This window comes from Marinobacter sp. SS5-14b, assembly GCF_030541005.1.
Classification (GTDB): domain Bacteria; phylum Pseudomonadota; class Gammaproteobacteria; order Pseudomonadales; family Oleiphilaceae; genus Marinobacter.
This window is the reverse complement of sequence record NZ_JASSVM010000002.1, coordinates 51,114-71,014: the sequence shown is the minus strand read 5'-3', so window position 1 is coordinate 71,014 and position 19,901 is coordinate 51,114. Positions and strand designations below refer to the sequence as shown.

Annotated in this window: 14 protein-coding genes; 2 read left to right on the top strand and 12 right to left on the bottom strand. The window is 58.4% G+C overall.

Annotation, left to right across the window (positions count from 1 at the left end; genetic code table 11):
• Window positions 1–75 precede the first annotated feature (75 nt).
• Window positions 76–510, bottom strand: a complete 435-nt coding sequence (locus tag QPL95_RS04390; RefSeq protein ID WP_303289793.1) for a CoA-binding protein — start codon at window positions 508–510, stop codon at window positions 76–78.
• Between the two features lie 19 nt (window positions 511–529).
• The gene (gene folE / locus QPL95_RS04385; protein ID WP_303289792.1) at window positions 530–1,099 is read right to left on the bottom strand and encodes a GTP cyclohydrolase I FolE; all 570 of its coding nucleotides are present in this window, start codon (window positions 1,097–1,099) and stop codon (window positions 530–532) included.
• Between the two features lie 179 nt (window positions 1,100–1,278).
• Between folE and QPL95_RS04380 the strand changes: the two genes are divergently transcribed.
• The gene (locus QPL95_RS04380) at window positions 1,279–2,214 is read left to right on the top strand and encodes an alpha/beta fold hydrolase (RefSeq protein WP_303289791.1); all 936 of its coding nucleotides are present in this window, start codon (window positions 1,279–1,281) and stop codon (window positions 2,212–2,214) included.
• Here QPL95_RS04380 and QPL95_RS04375 read toward each other — a convergent pair.
• Window positions 2,211–3,296, bottom strand: coding sequence for a GGDEF domain-containing protein (locus QPL95_RS04375; RefSeq protein WP_303289790.1), 1,086 nt, complete (start codon window positions 3,294–3,296; stop codon window positions 2,211–2,213). The genes QPL95_RS04380 and QPL95_RS04375 overlap by 4 nt on opposite strands.
• A 106-nt stretch (window positions 3,297–3,402) precedes the next feature.
• Between QPL95_RS04375 and QPL95_RS04370 the strand changes: the two genes are divergently transcribed.
• Window positions 3,403–4,485, top strand: coding sequence for a patatin-like phospholipase family protein (locus tag QPL95_RS04370; RefSeq protein ID WP_303289789.1), 1,083 nt, complete (start codon window positions 3,403–3,405; stop codon window positions 4,483–4,485).
• 1 nt (window position 4,486) lies between these two features.
• Here the strand turns inward: QPL95_RS04370 and QPL95_RS04365 are convergent, their stop codons facing one another.
• From QPL95_RS04365 to QPL95_RS04325, 9 genes are all read right to left on the bottom strand, one after another.
• On the bottom strand, window positions 4,487–5,482 hold the full coding sequence (locus QPL95_RS04365; protein ID WP_303289788.1) for a PAS domain-containing protein: 996 nt from the start codon (window positions 5,480–5,482) through the stop codon (window positions 4,487–4,489).
• A gap of 80 nt (window positions 5,483–5,562) precedes the next feature.
• Window positions 5,563–6,375 carry a zinc ABC transporter permease subunit ZnuB gene (gene znuB, locus QPL95_RS04360; RefSeq protein ID WP_303289787.1) on the bottom strand — a complete coding sequence of 271 codons (813 nt, stop codon included), beginning with the start codon at window positions 6,373–6,375 and terminating at the stop codon, window positions 5,563–5,565.
• Window positions 6,362–7,135, bottom strand: a complete 774-nt coding sequence (gene znuC, locus QPL95_RS04355; protein ID WP_303289786.1) for a zinc ABC transporter ATP-binding protein ZnuC — start codon at window positions 7,133–7,135, stop codon at window positions 6,362–6,364. Before znuC ends, znuB begins: the two co-directional genes overlap by 14 nt.
• Window positions 7,128–7,619: a Fur family transcriptional regulator gene (locus tag QPL95_RS04350; protein ID WP_303289785.1), complete on the bottom strand. Its 492-nt coding sequence runs from the start codon at window positions 7,617–7,619 to the stop codon at window positions 7,128–7,130. Before QPL95_RS04350 ends, znuC begins: the two co-directional genes overlap by 8 nt.
• 72 nt (window positions 7,620–7,691) lie before the next feature.
• Window positions 7,692–8,153 (bottom strand): chemotaxis protein CheW, encoded by a 462-nt coding sequence (locus tag QPL95_RS04345; RefSeq protein WP_303289784.1) that lies wholly within the window; start codon window positions 8,151–8,153, stop codon window positions 7,692–7,694.
• 11 nt (window positions 8,154–8,164) lie between these two features.
• The gene (locus QPL95_RS04340; protein WP_303289783.1) at window positions 8,165–9,217 is read right to left on the bottom strand and encodes a chemotaxis protein CheB; all 1,053 of its coding nucleotides are present in this window, start codon (window positions 9,215–9,217) and stop codon (window positions 8,165–8,167) included.
• Window positions 9,217–16,869 carry an Hpt domain-containing protein gene (locus tag QPL95_RS04335; protein WP_303289782.1) on the bottom strand — a complete coding sequence of 2,551 codons (7,653 nt, stop codon included), beginning with the start codon at window positions 16,867–16,869 and terminating at the stop codon, window positions 9,217–9,219. The genes QPL95_RS04340 and QPL95_RS04335 overlap by 1 nt, the downstream gene beginning before the upstream one ends.
• A gap of 11 nt (window positions 16,870–16,880) precedes the next feature.
• Complete coding sequence (locus tag QPL95_RS04330; protein WP_303289781.1) at window positions 16,881–17,780, bottom strand: protein-glutamate O-methyltransferase CheR; 900 nt, start codon at window positions 17,778–17,780, stop codon at window positions 16,881–16,883.
• A 27-nt stretch (window positions 17,781–17,807) separates the two neighbouring features.
• Complete coding sequence (locus tag QPL95_RS04325; protein ID WP_303289780.1) at window positions 17,808–19,883, bottom strand: methyl-accepting chemotaxis protein; 2,076 nt, start codon at window positions 19,881–19,883, stop codon at window positions 17,808–17,810.
• Between the last annotated feature and the right edge of the window lie 18 nt (window positions 19,884–19,901).

Here is a 19,901-nt window from a genome sequence, read left to right as displayed (position 1 = left end):
ATGTCAGACCGGCCCGGCAAGTAATATCCCGTCGTTGAAAATGTGACAGGCCTCTTGCTTCCGGCGACGCGCGCGTCAGGTGCCCAAGGGCGTTGAAATGCCCAGCCTCGGAATCTCTTGCTTCGGGCAACGGTCCATTACCACCTTCAACCCTGCGGTTTCCGCGCGCGCTGCGCCGACCTCATTGATCACGCCAATCTGGAGCCAGAGCACCGGGATGTTTTCCGCAATCGCCTGATCAATCACCGCATCGGTGCGCTCCGGGGCCAGGAACAGTTCCGCCATGTCGACCGGTTCGGGCAAGGAGGCGAGATCCGCGTACACGGTTTCACCCAGCACTTGTTTGCCCGCAAGCCGCGGGTTCACCGGGATTACGCGGTAACCCCGATGCTGCAGGAACTCCATCACTTCATGGGACGGGCGGTTGGTTTTTTCGCTGGCACCTACCAGGGCGATAGTGCGCACGGATGCAAGAAGGTCACGAATCTGATCGGGGCTGTTGCTGGGCATGAAGAGACTCCGGGAAGGATCAGCGATTAGTGGATATCAGGGTAAGAAACTCACTACGGGTCGCCTGGGATTTACGGAACTGGCCCAGCATCATGGAGGTTTTCATGCGGGAGTTCTGCTTTTCCACGCCGCGCATCATCATGCACATGTGCTGAGCCTCGATGACAACCCCAACGCCTTTGGCGCCGGTGACGCTCTCAACGGCCTCTGCGATCTGGCGGGTCAGGTTTTCCTGAATCTGCAGTCTGCGGGCGTACATATCCACGATGCGGGCGAATTTGGACAGCCCTAACACCTTGCCCTGGGGCAGGTAGGCGATATGGCATTTGCCGATGAACGGCAGCATGTGGTGTTCACACATGCTGTAAAGTTCGATGTCCTGAACCACCACCATTTCGTCCATCGCGGACTCGAACACCGCGTTATTCACCAGGTCCTGGAGGTCCTGGTGATAGCCACGGGTAAGGAACTGCATGGCTTTTGCGGCGCGGGCGGGGGTGTTCAGCAGGCCTTCACGATCGGGGTTTTCACCCAGGCCTTCGAGAATCGCGTGGTAATGGCCGGTCAGGTCATCGAGGGGTAAAGACATAGTGGTTTCCGGTAGTGTGCCTGTCAAAGTGTAAAGCTTAAGGGAAATTGCGCTCCACCTCCATGATTTAGACGGTCTGGTGGAAAAGACCAGGTCACAAGACGTCGGTGCGGTAGTAGTCAGGCTGGCCGCATTGGACTAAAGTTGAAAGCTTGGGTTTTGCGTGTTGAGGGTTAGTCATGGAACAGGTTATGTCCGGGGCAGAGTCTGAGGCAAGCGTCTGTCAGGATGCCTTTACGCTGGAGGCCTGGCAACAGTCAGGAAAGTGGTTCAGTTATGACGGGCACGCCATTTTCAGCCGCATGGCCGGGCACGGTGAGCCGCTGGTGCTACTGCATGGGTTCCCCACCGCCAGCTGGGACTGGAGCCGGGTGTGGCCGATGCTTGCTCGTCACTACAAAGTGCTGACGCTGGATATGCTGGGCTTTGGTTTCTCCGACAAGCCCGCGAAATATCAATACAGTGTTGAGGATCAGGCTGATCTGGTGCAGGGTTGGTTAGAAGGCCTGGGTTTGCCGAAAGTACATCTGCTTGCCCATGACTACGGCACCAGCGTTGTACAGGAGCTGCTGGCCAGAGATCAGGAAGGCACGCTTGGGTTTCAGATAAAAAGTGTTTGCCTGTTGAACGGTGGCCTGTTCCCGGAAGTTCATAACCCGCTGTTCATTCAGAAGTTACTCCGCAGCCCATTGGGTGGCCTCATCAGCCGTGGGTTGGCAAAAAGCACGTTTGAACGCAATTTCCGCCGGCTGTTCGGGTCACGCAATCCGCCTGACAGCCAGGACATGCTGGATTTCTGGCACCTGCTGACCTACAACAACGGCCGGGGAATTCTGCATCAACTGATCCAGTTCATGGAAGAGCGTCGGTGTCACCGCAACCGTTGGGTTGGTGCTTTGCAGAATGCGGGGCAGCCTATGAGGCTGATATCAGGAGCGGCAGACCCGGTTTCAGGTGTCGCCATGGCAAGGCGTTACCGGGAGCTGATTCCCAACCCGGATGTTGTCGGTCTGAGAAATGTCGGCCACTACCCTCACTTTGAGCAACCCTGGGATGTCTTTGTGGCCTACCGGGACTTCAGAAAACGGGTAGCGGAGGGGCATCGAGAAGGTTAAACCGACGCCTCACCTTCGTTCACTGCCGTCGCCGGGTTTTCATCTGTGCCGGGTTCTGGCGCGGAGGCTGGCCTGGGGGCATTGACAACCTGGTTGCGGCCCCGGGACTTGGCATCGTAGAGCGCCTGGTCTGCGCGGTTAAGCCAGACTGACCAGGTTTCACCCTGGTAGACTTCCGCGACACTGGCGCTGGCGGTCAGGCGGATGTCGTCGAGGAAGGGCCGGGCGCTGATACTGGTCAGCAACTGATGGGCCAGAGTATCTGCGTCTTTCTGGCGGGTTTCCGGCAGGACCATCATGAATTCTTCACCGCCAATTCTGAACAGCTGGTCGCTTTCTCTCAGGCGCTTGCGAAGGCGCAGAGTGACTTCTTTCAGCACTTTATCTCCCGCCAGGTGCCCCCAGCGATCGTTGATCGTTTTGAAGTAGTCCAGGTCGATCAGCACCATGCTTGATACGCGCTCGTAGCGTTCACGTATCTGGATCTGGCTGTTCAGAATGTCTGCCAGTTGGGACCGGTTGAGACAGCCGGTCAATGGATCTGTGGTGGCCAGCCTGGTCAGTTCCTGCTGCAGGCGCCCGACCAGCCAGGCAAAGATCATGGCAAAAATGCAACTGAGGCCCAGTGAAAACGTGATGCGCCAGAAGTCTGCTTCCGGAAATTTCAGAAACGAGATGACGGCCATCACGCTAATGAAAATGATGTTGCTGATGTTGGCTTCTTTCAGTGGCAGCAGGAAGTACAGCGCAACAGCGGCCGGATAGGCCCAGTACAGTCCGGCATGCCCGTTGATCGCGGTGGAATAGGTGGCGGAAACAACGGCAAGAAGCGGGAACAGACGTCCCTGGAGAAAATAGGTACCTTTGAGGCGTAAAAAGGCAATAACGAGTACAGCGTTGGCACAGAACAGGGTAAGAATGGTTGCAAGCAGGTGGTTCCCGTTTTGCCACTGAACCATCACCAATGGAGCAACCGCAATGAAGGCCCATAAATGAAGGTGATAAACCAGTTGGCGTTTGAACCCCAGTACCGCAAGGGTGGGGTTGGTGGCCATGCTGTTCGGCGAGGCAAGAAGGTTCACAGCCTAGTCCCGTAGGTGGTTGATGTCTGAAGTCTAACACGGGCCTTCTATTAGAAAAGCGAAAACCGACCGTTTTACGAGTTTATACATTTCAAGAGGAAAGCAGATGACTGTCATCCAAACCCGCGCCCCGGCGCTGACCATCCGGGCAGGTCGAAGAGCGCTGGAAAGGTTACGCCAGAAATCGCTTGAACCTGCGGACGTCCATGTAATTCCGGGGGCTGCCGGGGGCCCGAAAGCCCTTGGTATCAGCGGGCTTGATAAAGCAATATTCGGGGACTGGCTGCCGCAGGCCAAGCAGGAGAGAGTGTTGATTGGTTCGTCCATCGGCAGTTGGCGTTTTGCGGCAGTAGCCTCGTCAGACAACCCCCGCGCCCAATTGACCAAACTGGCGGAGTTGTACACCAGCCAGCGCTTTGCCAAAGGGGTGAGTGCGGCAGAGGTAACCCGCAAGAGTGTGTTGTTTCTGGAGGAGCTTTTGGGTGGCCGGGAGGACTACATTCTGGGGCACCCCTGGTATCGGCTGAATGTGGTGGTGGTTCGGAGCCGGGGCTTGCTGCAGTACGATTCCAGAGGGCGGCTGGGCCTGGGGCTGATGAGTGCCATCAGTGCCAATATGGTCAGCCGCCGGCATCTGGGCCGGTTCATGGAGCGGGGAATCGTCCATGACAGCCGGCTGAAAACCCCGGTTTCGAAACTGGTGGACTTCCCCAGCCATGAAGTGGCGTTGTCCAGAGAGAACCTGCTGCCGGCTTTGTTGGCTTCCGCCTCAATACCTCTCGTGATGTCAGGTGTACGTAATATTCCAGGCGCTCCCGACGGCGTCTACCGGGATGGTGGTCTGCTGGACTATCATCTCGACCTGCCTTACGAGCAGCCGGGTATCGTTCTGTACCCCCACTTCACGGATAAAATTGTACCCGGCTGGTTTGATAAAACCCTGCCCTGGCGCAGAGGCGATGCAACTCGATTGCAGGACGTCCTGCTGGTGTCGCCCTCCCGTGACTATCTGGCGTCGTTGCCAGATCGGAAGCTGCCGGATCGGAAGGATTTTGAAACCTACCATGGTGATGACCGGGGCAGGGAGATTGCCTGGCAAAAAGCCATTGCTGAAAGCGATCGCCTTGGTGACGAGTTCCTGGAGTTAGTGGCGACTGGCCGGTTGCTGGATCAGGTACAGCCGCTTTAAATTAACCGGTGGGTTGGGCGCTCAAGCGGTAGCCAGTGAGGCCCTGTACGGCATCTTTCAGAGCTTTAATGCGCAGGGTCACCGGCACAGCCGACTCGCCGTCCCGCCGGGTCAGTGTCAGGTCTACCCGTGCCACGTTGTCGTCAGAGCGTGATGCCTGCAGGCACTCCAAAAAGCGCTGTTGATCGGTTTCTGCCACAAGGTCTGAAAATGCCCGCTGATCCAGATCGGATGGGGCCTGGCCCAGCAAGTCCGCTGCCAGAGATGAGATAAAGCCGATCCTCCCCTGATCATCCAGCTCGGCCGTTATGGCGCCGGATAAGGTGACCAGGTCCCGGCTGCGTGCTTCGCTTTCGTTCAGTGCTTGTCTCAGTACCGCTTTTTCGACCTGCAGGTTGGCGATTTGTTGACTCTGAGCGCGCAGCGTCCTGTGCTGATGGCCAATAACCTGCTGGCGCCTTTTATTCTGCCAGCACAGGTACAGCGACAGCGCAAACGCCAGCAGTGTCAGTACGAAGCCTCCGGCGAGTACCTGTCGGTAGAGGTTTGTCGCCGGGTTAGCGAGCATGCCTTCTCCTGGCAGCGTGGTCACCATCCACTTGCTGCCCGCTGCATCCAGCTCACTTCGAAGCGCCAGGCCATTGAGTGGCGCTTCGGTTTGGCCGAGTTCCAGCCAGGGTTGTTTGGTGTGCCGATCAAGCGTGTCGATACGCAGGCTCAGATGTTCAGGCAACGCGGTTGCCAGTGCGGTTTGCAGCGGCCCGGTGTCGATACCGTTGGGCCCGCGAAGTTGGTTGGTCACCAGGCTGACCAGCGCCTGATGTCGTGCATGGTATTGTTGCCGGGTCAATTCTTCGGCTTGAGTGGCCGCCAGGTTGGCGGCCAGCAGGCTCAGCATGATGCCCAAAATAAGAATAACGGCGGGGACCCATAGCCCTGGCCACAGATACCGTTGGGCGCCAGAGGTTGCTGAAGTGCTATACAGGCCGCTGTCCATGCCCGGGTTCCCCCGTTAGATTTTCCGTGAGTTCCAGACAACTCTAGTCCAGCCTGAGCCGGCGGGAAAGTTCTTCGCTGTCAGTTGCTGGCATTCCGGGCGGTGCCGTACACCAGCAAAAAAGCCAGAAATGCCGTAACCACAACAGAAGGGCCTGCGGGTGTGTCCAGGTGCCAGGACAGCGTCAGGCCTCCGGCTACCGCGATACAGCCAAACATGATCGCCAGACCCAGCATATGCTCTGGCGTTTTCGCCAGCCGGCGGGCCGTCGCGGCAGGGATAATCAGCAGTGCGGTGATCAACAAAACGCCCACAATTTTCATCGCGACGGCAATGACCAGCGCGAACATCAGCATCAATACCAGCCGGAGCCGTTCTACCGGAACGCCCTCTACCCGCGCCAGCTCTTCGTGGATGGTGCTCATCAGTAGCTGGCGCCACAACATGGCCAGCAGCCCCAATACCAAGACGGCGCCACCAAAAATCCAGAGCAAGTCCTGGCGATTCATGGCCAGCAGATCGCCAAACAGCAACCCGGTGAGATCCACTCGAATGTCCGGCATAAAGCTGAGCGTGACCAGGCCGATGGCGAGCGCGCTGTGGGCCAGAATACCGAGAAGTGTGTCGGTTGCCAGTGCGCGGGTTCGCGACAGCAGGACAAGAGCCATGGCAATCAGCAGACACGTGATGATAACGCCGAGATTAAGCGGAATGCTGATCAGAAAGCTCATGGCGATGCCCAGTAGGGCTGAGTGGGCCAGGGTGTCGCCGAAATAGGCCATTCGGCGCCAGACCACAAAGCAGCCGAGAGGACCGGCGACCAGCGCGACGCCAAGCCCGCCGATCAGAGCCCGCCAGAAGAAGTCACCCAGCACTGCGTCAATGATGTTCATGGTCGCAGGCTCCGTGAGTTTCGCTGGTCGCCACGACATCGCCGTGCAGATTGTGGCTGTGATTGTGGCGGTGATGGTAGACCGCCAATGACTCGGCCACCTGGTGACCAAACGTCTCGATAAAGGCCGGATCGTGGGAAATATCCGCAGGGTGACCGCTGCAGCAAATGTGTTGATTCAGGCAGATGACTTTGTCGGTGGCGGCCATGACCAGGTGCAGATCGTGGGAAATCATGATCACACCGCAGTGCAGTTCGTCCCTGAGCTGGCGAATCAGTTCGTACAGTGAAGCCTGGCCGTTGATGTCCACGCCTTGGGCTGGTTCGTCCAGTACCAGTAGGTCAGGTTGGCGGGCGAGTGCCCGGGCCAGCAGCAGCCGCTGCTTTTCGCCACCGGAAAGATGGTGGACCGAGGCATTCCACAGGTGGGCGACACCGGTGCGTTGCAAGGCGGTTTCGCAAGCCTTGGCCGAGCGCCCGCTGAGTTGCATAAAACGGCTCACACTCAGTGGAAGTGTGGCTTCCAGGGAAAGGTGTTGAGGCACATAGCCGATGACCAGCCCGGGCGTGACGGAAATCTGCCCGCTGGTGGCCTGCTGCAGGCCCAGAACAGCTTTGATCAGGGTTGTTTTGCCGGCGCCATTGGGGCCGATGATGGTGATGATGTCACCCCGGCAGACGGTGAGGTTTACGCTGTCGACAACCGGGCGATCATCGAAGCGGACGGTCAGTTGCTTCAGCTGCACCAGGCGCTCAGTCATGACGGGATTCCACCTGACACCGAGGGCACAGGCCGGCAATTTCCAGGGTGATGTCTTCGGGCAAAAAGGCTTCCGATTCGGCAGCCGATTCGACAGCCTGTGCGACTTCGGGGGCCGCCAGTTCAAGGACATTGCCGCACTGCCTGCAGATCAAAAACATACCGCGATGGTGCTCGCCTGCCTGGGTGCAACCAATAAACGAATTCAGGGAGGATATCCGGTGAACCAGGCCGTGCTGAAGCAGAAAGTCCAGCGCCCGGTAGACCGTAGGTGGGGCTGCGTTGTGGCCCTCAGCTCCCAGCATGCCTAGTATGTCGTAGGCACCAAGAGGTTTGTGTGACTGCCAGATCAGTTCCAGTACCCGCTCACGAATCGGGGTCAGGCGGGCATTCTGTTGCCGGCAAATGGCTGTTGCGTCAGCCAGTGCCTGACTGACACAGTTCTGATGATTGTGGGGGCGGTATGGGAGCGCACTCTCTGGCATAATCCGGATCCTGCAAATTTTGAAACATTATAACATTTGCAGGCGTTGTCGCTACGGTTGCTCCCGGAAGAATCAATGTCTGGCTTCTGACGCCAGGGACTCCAGGTATTCGAGGTTGGGAATCCAGGCTGTCTCACCGTCTACTTCAACCTGCATGAGATCCGCTGGCCCGGGCTGACCTTCGAGCTCCCGGATCTGGTCTTCCATCAGTCGGGCCTGGCTGGGAATGCCCTGAGTCACGAGTGCCATGAACGGAAGCTGCTCGTGCTTCGGGCCGATCGTGTTGATCACGATGATTCGACCCCGGTTGCCGCCGGGTATCATCAATTTGCCACCATTAGCCGCATCGTAAGAGATTACGGGCAGGTTGAGGCCCCGCCACTCGAGGAATCCAACCAACCAGTCCGGAGTGTTGGTTCCTGCATCGGTGCTGTTCAGGTCGACCACTTCGGCAATGGATACGTTGGGCAGCAGCAGTTGCCGATCGCTCACCGGTATCATAACGCAGGGTAAGGTTTGGCTGTTCTCGTTCATCGCGTTGTTCCTCAGGCGGAATCCCGTTTTTGCCGGCTCTTGAGCAGGCAGTTGTTCTCAATGGTTTTGACCAGCTCGGCAGCCAGTTGCTCCGGAGTGCCACTGAATGTTGCACAGCCGGTGGCTGCGACCGACTCGGGCATGGAACTGTTGCCGCAACTTTTGCTTTCCTGCACCCAGATACGGCTGCCGTAGGCTTTCAGCATGGGTGCAGCAATGGCGCCGTCGTTGCCCATGCCGGAAAACAGAATGGCATGGCAACGCTTGCCATAATGATCCGCGACGTTCAGCAATACCTGGTCAATTGACGGGCCATAGGGCCCTGGCCAGGGTTTGTCCAGCTGGGCAAGGCAGCCATCAGTGTTGAAAGACCACTCGTTTTCCACCGGCATCAGTACCACATCACCGTTGTGCACCCGATAGCCTTCTTCTGCTCGCTTGAGCTGATAATGGGCATGGCGACCCAGAACCCGGGTCAGCACCTCGGTAAAGTTACCATCAATGTGCTGGGCGTAGACAAAGCCTACGGGTAGGCCGGGCGGCAAGTGATCCAGAAAGGTTTTGACTGCTGCCGGGCCACCCAGGGATGCCCCGAGTATCCAGACTTCATCGGCCAGGGAGCCCGGCGTTGCCGGTGCAATCCAGCGTGGCAGCTCCGGTGTTGATGGCTGTATCGGAGCGGTTTCAACCAGTTCCTCGAGGTCGTTGGCGCTATCGAGCTCTTCCAGCGGGCCGAGTTGACGCTCCAGCTTGTCCAGCAGTCGTCGCTCCCAGCGGAAGTAGTCGGTAGTTCCTGGCTTGGGTGCCTGGTCGACGCCAAACAGCACGGGAGCATCGGTACTTTCGAGCAAATGATCAAACAGTGCCGGGTGGTCGGCTTCATCCTGCAGGGTGACCAGCCAGAGTGCCGCCGCCGGAAACTCCGGATACGCCATCAGCCGGGCGGGATCCCCGGAGAAGCAGACCTCGAGGCCAAACTTCCCCGTTGCTTCCTGCAACCGGTGGCGTTGCAGTACCTCATCGGAAACAATTCCGACCCCGGGCCGGCCGGTCTGGCCGGGCATCACTGAGTACCGGTGAGCCGTTTGATGGTCTCAAGCAGCTCAGATTCCTGGAATGGCTTACCCAGATACTCATTGACTCCGATGGCCAGTGCCCGCTCCCGGTGCTTTTCACCGGTTCGGGACGTGATCATACAGATCGGAGTATCTTTGAGGTGCTCGTCGTGGCGCACAAAACTCGCCACTTCGAAGCCATCCATACGCGGCATTTCAATGTCCAGCAGGATGATATCCGGGCGATGATCCTGTAGCTGTGCCACCGCATCCAGGCCATCTTTCGCGGTAATAACCTCCATGCCGTTGCGCTCCAGCAGACGCGAGGTAACCTTGCGCACGGTCACCGAATCGTCCACCACCATAACGGTGGTTATCTGCTCTTCGTAACGGCTGGTCTCCCTGGCTTTCGCCAGGCTGGCAAGACGCTCCCGCTCAGACAGGATGTCTGAACGGATCATGGCCGGCAGATCAAGAATCACCACCACGTTGCCGTCACCGAGAATGGTTGCACCGGATACGCCGCGAACGGTTCCGAACTGAGGGCCAAGCGACTTAACAACGATTTCGCGGCTACCCATCAGCTGGTCAACTTGCAGCGCCATAGGCTGCTCGGCGCCGCGAACCAGAATGACGGGCAGTGGCAGTGCCTGCCCCTGAAGCTTGGGATGGTGGTCGCTGTTGAGCAGGTTGCCCAGGTACTGCAGGCGATACTGCTGCCCGGCGTATTCGTACATCGGGGCATCGGGCTTGTAGTATTCTTCCAGCTCATAGGTGCTGACCCGTACGATACCCTCAATGGTATTCAGGGGAATGGCGTAGAAGTCTTCACCGGTGGAAACCATCAGCGCCCGGTTTACCGATACGGTAAACGGCAGGCGTACGGTAAAGGTGGTTCCGCGGCCGAGCGCAGAGTCGATATCCAGACTGCCGCCCAGTTGTTTGATTTCACTGGCGACCACGTCCATGCCGACACCGCGACCAGAAATCTGCGTTACCTGCTGGGCGGTTGAGAATCCCGGCTGGAGGATAAACTGCAGGATTTCCCGCTCAGAGAGCTCCTCTTCCGCGCCCATAAGGCCCTGACGGATGGCTTTGTCGCGGATAATGTTGGACGGTATGCCTTTGCCATCGTCCATCATTCGAAGCACCACATCACCGCCTTCACGGTTGAGTGACAGCACCACCTCGCCGGTGTCCGGCTTGCCGGCTTTACGGCGATCCTCCGGTGATTCGATACCGTGATCCAGAGCGTTCCGTAACATATGCTCCAGAGGCGCAATCATACGCTCCAGAATGTTGCGGTCCATTTCCCCTTCGGCATTGCGAACGTCGAACTCCACCTTCTTGCCAAGTTCACCGCTGATCTGTCGGACGATCCGGCGCAGCCTTGGCACCATGGAGGCGAACGGAATCATTCGGGTCTTCATCAGACCTTCCTGGAGTTCCGTATTGATCCGGGATTGCTGAACCAGCAGGGTTTCCGTATCCCGTACCCGGTCGGCAAGCGTTTCCCGCAAATCCGCAAGATCCGAGGAAGACTCGGTCAATGCCCGTGACAGCTGCTGGATCGAAGAGTAGCGGTCCATCTCGAGGGGGTCGAAATCGTCGCCGTAGTCCGGGCCATGCTCCTGCTCGGCACGGAACAGAATCTGGGCTTCGGTTTCAATTTCCATCCGGCGAAGCTGCTCGCGCAGACGCTCGATGGTGGCCGCCATTTCATCCAGGGTGTGGCTGAAATCACTGGACTGTTGTTCCAGTCGGCCACGAGTGATACTGGTTTCACCCGCGAGGTTGACCAGTTCGTCCAGCAGCGGCGCAGAAACCCGAATCGTTTCCTGAGCAGCCCGTTGTGCGTCGGCTGCCTTGTTGCGTACTTTCGCTGGTTTTCTGGCCGGCTTTTGTGCCTTGGCAGCCGGTGTCGCAAGGGGCTTGGGTTCCGGAGCCCTGGTTTCGGATGCAGGCTCAGCAGCTGTCTCCGGTGGTTGCTCTGCGGGCTGATCCGCCGGTACCGGCAAGGCTGCCCCGCTTTCGTAGTGTTTACGAACATCCGCTACCAGCTCGATGATGCTGTCATGGTGGCTGGCAATGGTTTGCCATTCGGTCTCGGAAGGCGCATTGCCGCCAAGATCGATCAGCCGGGTTTCGAAATCATGGGCCTTGTCGCCAAGCTCGGTAAGCTGAGACAGGCGAGCGCCGCCTTTGAGGGTGTGCAGCGCGCGCTGAGCTTCCTGGTTAAAGTGATGGTTTGCCGGTTCTTTGCGCCAGTCGTCGAGCAGTTGCTCGAGCTGATCCATGATTTCGCCGGCTTCCTCGAGGAAAATTTCCAGCACTTCAGGATCAACCGCTTCAACGGAGCCCGCTTGTTCGGACACTTGTTGCGGTGCGTCGTCAGAAGGCGCATCGGCGTTGTTGAATGCACCGATGAGTTCTGCATCGGCCTTCGGCTTGTTGCCCTTTTCCAGAGCGTCCAGCATGCTCTTGAGGCTGGCCAGGGCCCGTTCGCTCAGGGCCAGGGTTGTGGCCTGATGAACATCGCCGGCGACCAGCTTGTCGAGCGTGTCAGACCAGGCTTCAGCCAAGTCTGCGATGGTGTCTACATCCGACAGGCGGGCACCGCCTTTGAGGGTGTGTAGCTCCTGCTGGAGCGAGGTGATGGTGCCGAGTTCATCGGGTTCATCCCGCCATTGGTTGAGGCATTCGGTAATCGCCTCATGAATTTCAAGGCCTTCGTCCAGGAAGATGCTGATCAGGTCATCATCGGCGACCATTGGCAGGTCTTCCGCCAGGTCACCGTGGTCTTCGTCTGTCACTTCCGGGAATGTCTCCGGTGCCAGATCGTCGGCTTCCTGGGCTGGCTCGTTTTCGGCCTGCTCAATTTCATCAATGGCATCGGCACCGGGCAGGCTTTCGCCCCGAAGAATAGCCTGAACCTGCTGCTCCAGCTGTTTGGCTGCCGGGCACGGTTTCTGTGTCGCGACCTGCTCAACCATTTGGGCCAGGCGGTCGTGGCAGGCGAACAACAGGTCGATCATTTCGCTGCTGGCTTCTAATTGGCCTTCGGCAACTTTTTCAAACAGATCTTCCAATACGTGCGTCAAGTCGCCGATGGCGTCAACGCCGGCCATTCGGGCGCCACCTTTAAGGGTGTGAACGTCGCGTTGGAGTTCTGCGGCAACGCCCCGGTTAGACGGATCTTCACTCCAGGTATGCAGGGCACTGCCCGTGGAGTTGATCAGGTCATAGGCTTCTTCCAGGAATATGCCTATCAGCTCCGGATCCAGATGAGACATGTCCGTGACACCGTCTTCGATGTCGGCGCTTTCGGTGTCTGTTGATCCGGTTTCGTCTTCCACTAAGCTGTGATCGAGCCCGGTTTCGATGTGTTGAAGCTCTTCGGTCTCGGTGTCGGGCTCATCCAGTGGTGCAATATCGGTCACCGGCCGAACGCCCCGGGCATCCTGGATGTACGCGTGGATTTCCTGGATCAGATCCGGTGCAGGCTTTGGTTGATCCTGTGCTTCAAGCGCATCGACCATGCCGGCCAGGCGGTCGTGGCAGCGGAACAGCAGATCGGAAAGCTTGTCATTGACGGAGAACTTTTGCTCGGTCAGGCCTTCGAACAGATTTTCGAGTTCGTGGGACAGGTCACCGATGGCCTTGATATCGGCCAGGCGGGCGCCGCCCTTCAGGGTGTGAAGATCACGTTGGAGCAGTCGCAGGATATCCAGACTGCCGGTGTTTTCGCTCCAGCTCTGCAAGGCTTCGGCTGTGCTGTCAATCAGGTCCCGAGCTTCTTCCAGGAAGATGGCGGCCAGTTCCTCATCCATTTCGCCGGTGTCTTCTTCGGAGGTTTCCGGCAGCGGCGGTGTGCTGTCGTCTGGCTGCGGGATCTGATCCTCAAACTCGTTAATTTCGAGATTCAGGTCAATTTCTTCAAGATCGCCGGTGAACTGCTGGTCAAACTCATCGGGTTCGTCGCTACGGCCAGCCGCGGCAGTCAATTCGTTCAGATCCAGAATCAGCTGGTCGCAGGGGTCTGTTGCCAGCCCGGCAGCGACCTGATCCATCAGGTTAATCAGTTGCTCCTGAGCATTCCGGGCTGTTTCGAAGAAGTTGCCGGTTGCTGGCATGCCCTTAATAGCAACAGCGCTGTAGAGTCGGGTCAGTGCATCGGCGAGGTTGGCTACGTCGGCCAGGCCTGCGTCCGCGGCTCCGTCCGTGAGTGTTTCCAGCTCGCTGCGCAGTGTCGCCAGCGATTCCGTTTGCTCGGGGTTGGCAGACCATTCGTCAAGAATGCTCTCGGCATCCAGTACGATGTCCAGTCCCTCGCCCAGGAACAGCTGGACCAGCTGAGGCGGCGCTTTGGCGGCAGGCTGCTCGTCATCACCAAGGTGCTGAGATTGCAGGGTGTGCTGGCTGATCTTCTCGAGCCGCTCCAGGTAATCGTCGGTGCCTTCCAGCTCCGCCTGGGGGTTGTCGTGAAGCTGTGCCAGGCCCCGCGACAAGAAGTCGCTGGCGCTGGCGATCAGTTCGAGTACGTCCCGGTCGGCGCGCTTGTTCTGAGCCCTGGATTCCTTGATAAACCGCTCGAGTGGCGTAATAACGACGGCAATCGGCGCTATGCCCGCGGTGTTCGCGCTACCTTTAAGGGTGTGGAGCGCCCGGGACAAATCATCGGTATAGGCCACGGTGGCTTTATCGCCGGCTGCGGCCAGGTACTCTTCGATGGTTTGAAGATGGGTTTCGGTTTCGTTTTCAAAAATCTCGAGCAGTACCGGGTCGACTTCTTCAAGAACCGCCTGTTCGACGTCATTGCTGTCATCAATATGGCCGAGCCCGGCGCTGTCTGAACCTTGTTCAAGGTTGTCGGGCACTTCGGCTTCGGGCATTGCCGTGGCGCCCGGAAGCTCGCCGTTGGCCAGGGCATTGGCCCGAGCTTCCAGTCCGGCTGTTTCTACCGTTGCCCCTTTGCGGTTCTCAAAGTCGCTGACCAACGCAGGAACGGTGCCGGTGACATCCTGAAGCAGCTGAGCGATGTCATCGTTCATGAAAACACTGCCGTCGATAATCCGGTTCAGCAGGTTCTCAACGGACCAGGACAGCTCACCAATAACGGTGGCACCGACCATTCGGCCACTGCCTTTGAGGGTATGGAAGGCCCGGCGAACCTCGGCCAGTGCACTGCGGTCGTCGTGTTGACGAAGCAGCATGGGCAGGTATTCGCGAATGGTGTCGAGCACTTCGCCGGCTTCTTCAATGAAGATTTCCAGAATCTCATCGTCGATGAGATCGTCTTCAACTTCGGCCTGAACATCGGGTTGCGTTGACTCTTCTGAAGCTTCGGCCTGAACATCGGGTTGCGTTGACTCTTCTGAAGCTTCAGCCTGAACATCCGCCGGAGATTCGGCATCTGCAGACTGGACTGTGGTGTCAGGGGCTTCCGTGGCGGCGTCAGCTCGGCGAGTGGTCGCGAGCGCCTCGGCACGAGCCATCAGTGCCGCAATATCACCTGTGGTTTCGCCTTGGCGGAACTCCTGAATCAATGACGGAATTCGTGCGTTCACCTCGTCCACCAGCGTGAACATGTCTTCAGTGGGCTTTATGGTCTGGTCGATGACCCGGTTAAGCAGGTTCTCCACGGACCAGGCCAGTTCGCCCAGGCTGGCGGCGCCAACAAGCCGGCCGCTGCCTTTGAGGGTATGGTAAGCCCGGCGCACTTCGGTGAGGGCGTCGCGGTCTTCATGGTTCTGGCGAAGCCGCGGGTAATATTCATGGATGGTTTCGAGGACTTCTTCGGCTTCCTCAACAAATATTCCGAGGATCTCATCATCCAGCAGTTCGTTGTCCGAGCCTTTGTGCTGCTGAGTCGGCTCTTCCGTAAGCTCGGTTTCCAGCACCGGTACGTCGGTTGCTGGCTCCATACCGGCTTCCGGTGCCTGGTTCCAGGTAGGCTCCTGCCCGACTGGGAAGCCCAAGCTGGCCAGGCTGTCCTCTGCGATTCGCAAAATGGCGTCGTTGTCGCTGATACCCTCAGCAAGGCGCTCGAGATAGTACTCGATGCTGGTTATCGCATCGGCCAGGGTGTCCAGCTGCCGCCAGTCAGGAATCTGCTTGCTGGCCAGCAAGACATCTGACACATAACGTTCGGCTGAGGCCAGCATGTCTGGCACCCGTGCCAGTGGCACCAGGCTCAGGCCGCCCCGGATGCTGTGAAGCAGGCCAGGTACGTGGTCAATTTCACGGGTGTCCCACTGGGAGGCGATGAAGTTCACGATGGCCGATTTGGCCTGTTCCAGGGTGTTTCGTGATTCGCGAATCAGCGCCTCATTGGCTTCACTGATTTCCCTTGAGCCAATATTGATTTTCTCGTTATCGCTCGGGCTTTCGGTGCTGTCTGGCCGGCGGTCGGTATCGAGGCCGGCAAGACTTGCCTCGACATACAACAGGGCCCCGGCAATATCCATCAAGGTGCCGTCGTCGATAACGTCGGCCTGGTTGCAGAGTTTTTCAACCAGTTCAATCTGCTCAGTGACCACTTTGCGAGGGATGCCCAGGCCGAGCACCGCCAGGGTGTTGCCAACCTGGCGCATGCCGGGCAGCAGGTCATCCAGCTCGTTGTTCTGGCGGAGTTCCGCCCGAACGAACAGGTCGAGCTGGTCTTTCAGCCTGGCCAGCTCTTCGTTCAGTGCACTGACGACGGAGTGGATAGCATCGCGACCCGGGCCGGACACCCGGGTTCGGGCTGCATTGACGTCGTCATCCGAGGGCAGGGCGTCCGCCAGCTGATAGGCCTGGCGTAGCGCATTAACCTGGGGCCGGTCCAGGTCTCTGGCCCGGGCAACGTAGTACAGCAGGTTTTTCAGCAGCGGTTCGGGAATGGGCTGCTGCAGAATATCGGCGTGCTCATCCGTCAGTTTGCGTATTTCGGAGTCAAGCTCACGCAGTAACGACTTAACGGCGGTGTTGACCGGGTTAACCCGTGCTTCCAGAGTTTCAACAAACGCACCCGCCGCTTTCCAGAGTTCACCCCGGGGCGTTTTCTGGCACAAACGGGCGAGCCGCTGGATAACTTTCTGCATGTACCCGAAATGGGCGTCCAGATCGGCTTCGCGAACTACACCGGCCAAAGCAAACTGGTACATCTGCCGCAATTTGCGGAGGTGTCCGAGTACTTTGGGATCTTGCAGGCGCTCGGATATCTTGCCGGCGACTTTCAGCCGGGCAGGCGTGAGATCGGGTTTGAACAGTGAGGTGTCAGAGAGCAGGGATTCGCCACGGGCTGCTCGCAGGTCGTTGAGCAATGGCAGCAGGACCATCGGAAAGTCATCACGACTGCTACCAAGGTGTTCCAGGTACTGAGGCAGCTGGAGAATGGCCTCCATCAACACTTCAACCGCGTCGTCAATATTGACGACGGCTTCATTCAGAATGGCCTGGGTGAGTTTTTCCATCTCCTCGGTGAGCAAGGCCGCACCGTAGAGCTCCACCATCTGCAGGGTACCGTGCACCTGGTGAAGGTAGTTCAGGCAGAAGCGCAGGCGCGCGGTATCGTCTCGATTATCGACGTACGCTTCGAGTGCATGCTGACTCTGAGTCAGCGTGTCCTGTATTTCGCCCCGAACCCAGTCGAGGGCGATACTGTCATGGTGATTGCCCATAACCACTCCGGTTATTCTTCGTCGGACTGGCGCTTGATCCACGCCAGTACATGTTCCGAGGGTACCCTCTGCAGGCCAGGCGGCTGCCAGTCGGTCAGTTCGCCCTGGCCCAGCACCAGTAAGCCCCCCGGTGCCAGACGCTCTGCAAGCCGTTTGACAATTTCGCGCCGGCGCCAGCGGCGGAAATAAATCAGCAGGTTCTGGCAGAAGATAATGTTCATACCGTGCATGGGCGCTTTGTCCAGATCCAGTACATTCAGCCTGGCAAAGCACACCCGGTCACGGATGCTGTTCACAATTTCTACGGTATTCCGCTCGGCTGGCCGGAAATACCGTGATTTCATCTCTTCGTCCATGCCCAGCAGCTTGCGGGCACTGAACAGGCCTTGCCTGGCTTTTTCAATGGCCGGCTGGCTGATATCCGAACCCGTGACGCCATACAGCGGTTGCATGCCCAGCTGGCTCATACACTCATTAAGAATCATCGCCAGAGTGTAGGGTTCCTCACCGGTCGAGCAGCCAACGCTCCAGGCTTCCAGCGCTCTCTTTTTCAATTGTTCCCGGGGCCGTGTCATCACATAGTCGGAAACCAGTCTGCAGGCGTCCGGGTCCCGGAAAAATCGGGTTTCCTGAACGGTGAGACGATCCACCAGGGTCGCCCATTCCCGGACTGCATCCGGGCCTGAGACGATCTGCTCGTAATAGGCCTGGTAGCTGCTGCAACCGATTTCACGCATCCGGATGCCAAGATTGGTCTCCAGAAAAGAGCGGCGATCGGCCGTCAGCGTCATGCCGGTGCGATGCTCCAGCAAAGTCTGCCACTGGCTGAACTGCGCATCATCCATGTCAGGAAGTCTGCGCAGTGACCAGATGCCTTCGGCGGGTGACTGGTGATTATGCGTTTGAGCCATAAACCGTCATCTGCCCCGGGCCGGTGATCAGCTGACCACCGGAACGTCGCTGTTCTCGTCTTCTTCCTCGTCCGCGGCATCTTCGTCAGGCAGGGTGAAGCCAGCAACGGAAGACCGCAATTCAGAGGCCATCTCTGCCAGATTACCGATGGACTTGGCGGTCGCATTGGTACCAGACGAGGTCTGTGAGGTGATTTCCTGGATGACGTTCATCGTGTTGGAGATGTGCGCCGCCGACGACGACTGCTGACGGGCCGCGTTGGAGATGTTCTGGATCAATTCTGCCAGAGACATGGATACGTTCTCGATTTCCTCGAGTGCGATACCCGCGTCCTGGGCCAGACGAGCACCACGGACCACCTCGGCGGTGGTGTGCTCCATCGAGATAACGGCTTCGTTAGTGTCTGACTGGATCGTTTTAACCAGTGCTTCAATCTGCTTGGTTGCTGCAGAGGAACGTTCCGCGAGGCGCTGAACTTCGTCCGCAACAACCGCGAAGCCCCGGCCTGCGTCACCGGCCATGGAGGCCTGGATCGCCGCGTTCAGAGACAGGATGTTGGTCTGGTCGGCGATGTCGTTGATCAGGGATACGATGTCGCCGATTTCCTGTGAGGACTCACCCAGACGCTTGATCCGTTTGGAGGTTTCCTGGATCTGCTCACGGATGTTGTCCATGCCACGGATGGTGTTTTGTACCACTTCCGCGCCTTTCTTCGCGATCGCAACCGACCGCTCCGCAACCGCAGAGGATTCCGCCGCGTTCGAGGATACCTGGTCGATGGACACCGCCATCTCATTCACCGCGGCGGAGGCGCCGGCAATTTCCTGGGCCTGGTGCTCGGAAGCATCCGCCAGGTGCATGGCCGTGGCCTGGGTTTCCTGGGCCGCAGATGCTACCCGTACCGCAGTACCCCGAATCGCCTGTACCAATCCGCGCATCTGGTCGATCGCGTAGTTGATGGAGTCGGCGATGGCACCGGTGAAGTCCTCGGTTACTGTGGCCTCGGTGGTCAAGTCACCGTCGGCGAGGTCAGCCAGTTCGTCCAGCAGTCGCAGGATCGCATTCTGGTTTTGTTCGTTCTGTTCCTGAGTGGTCGACAGACGAGACTGGGCATCGCGGTAAAGCGCGAAGCCGATGAACACAACGATGGCCACCATGGCCGCCAGAATAAAGAAGGCAAGGGTCGGGCTGACAAGCCGGGAGCCGGACTGTGAGCCGAACTCGTCGGCCAGGCCTGACAGTTCTGCCAGCAGGATCTCTGAGTTCTGGAAAATGTCGCTGGCCGCTGTACGAACCTTGAAGAGGTCGGGAGAGGCTTCAAGGATGGCGTCTACGTTCTGGGAAACGAATTCGAAAAGCTCGTCAACCGCTTCCAGGCCGTATATGGCGTCTTCATCAGCAACCTGGGTAATGCCCATGCCGGGGTTACCATTAAGCTGGCCATCCAGAACCCGTCCGAACAGGCTGGCATCGCGACCAAAGCGGTCGGCGGCGATAACGGCGTCTTCATCACCGGACAGTACGTTGTTGACCGAGCGAACAATCCGCTCTGCCAGCAGCGACTGGCGCTGGGCGAGGGAGATCTGCTCGGCCGGTGCGCCGTTGTCCAGCAGGATCTGTACGATGTCATCGTACTCAACCTGCAACTGCGGAATGGTTTCGTTCAGGGTGCGGGCTACTTCATGCAGGCCGAGTACCGCTTCCCGGGTGGACAGAATACTGTCGGCGTTTTCACGAACCGTATCCCAGTGTTGCTGCACGCCACTTTGCTGGGCCAGTTCACTGGCGGGAAGGCCGGTTTCGGGGTTGCCCTCGGTTACGCTCGTCCAGAGTTGCTGGAACTCATCACGGGAGCGGCGAAGCTGGTCGAAGGCTTCGGCGGTGCCGCCGGCAGCTTCCGTCGCGTTTTTCGCGATCTCCTGTGAGAGTACCCGCATTTCTGCGGTGTTGGCGATGTATTCCTGATCGTTCTGGCTGTCTTTGTTGATGATGAACAGCACCACAACGAGCAGGATAGTGAGTGCAATCAGTGCTGCGATCAGGCCGGCAACCAGCTTGTTGCCTCCCTGTCCCATACTGAGTCTTCCGGCTCTGTTTTTCATCTTCTGGCTCCCGGCCTC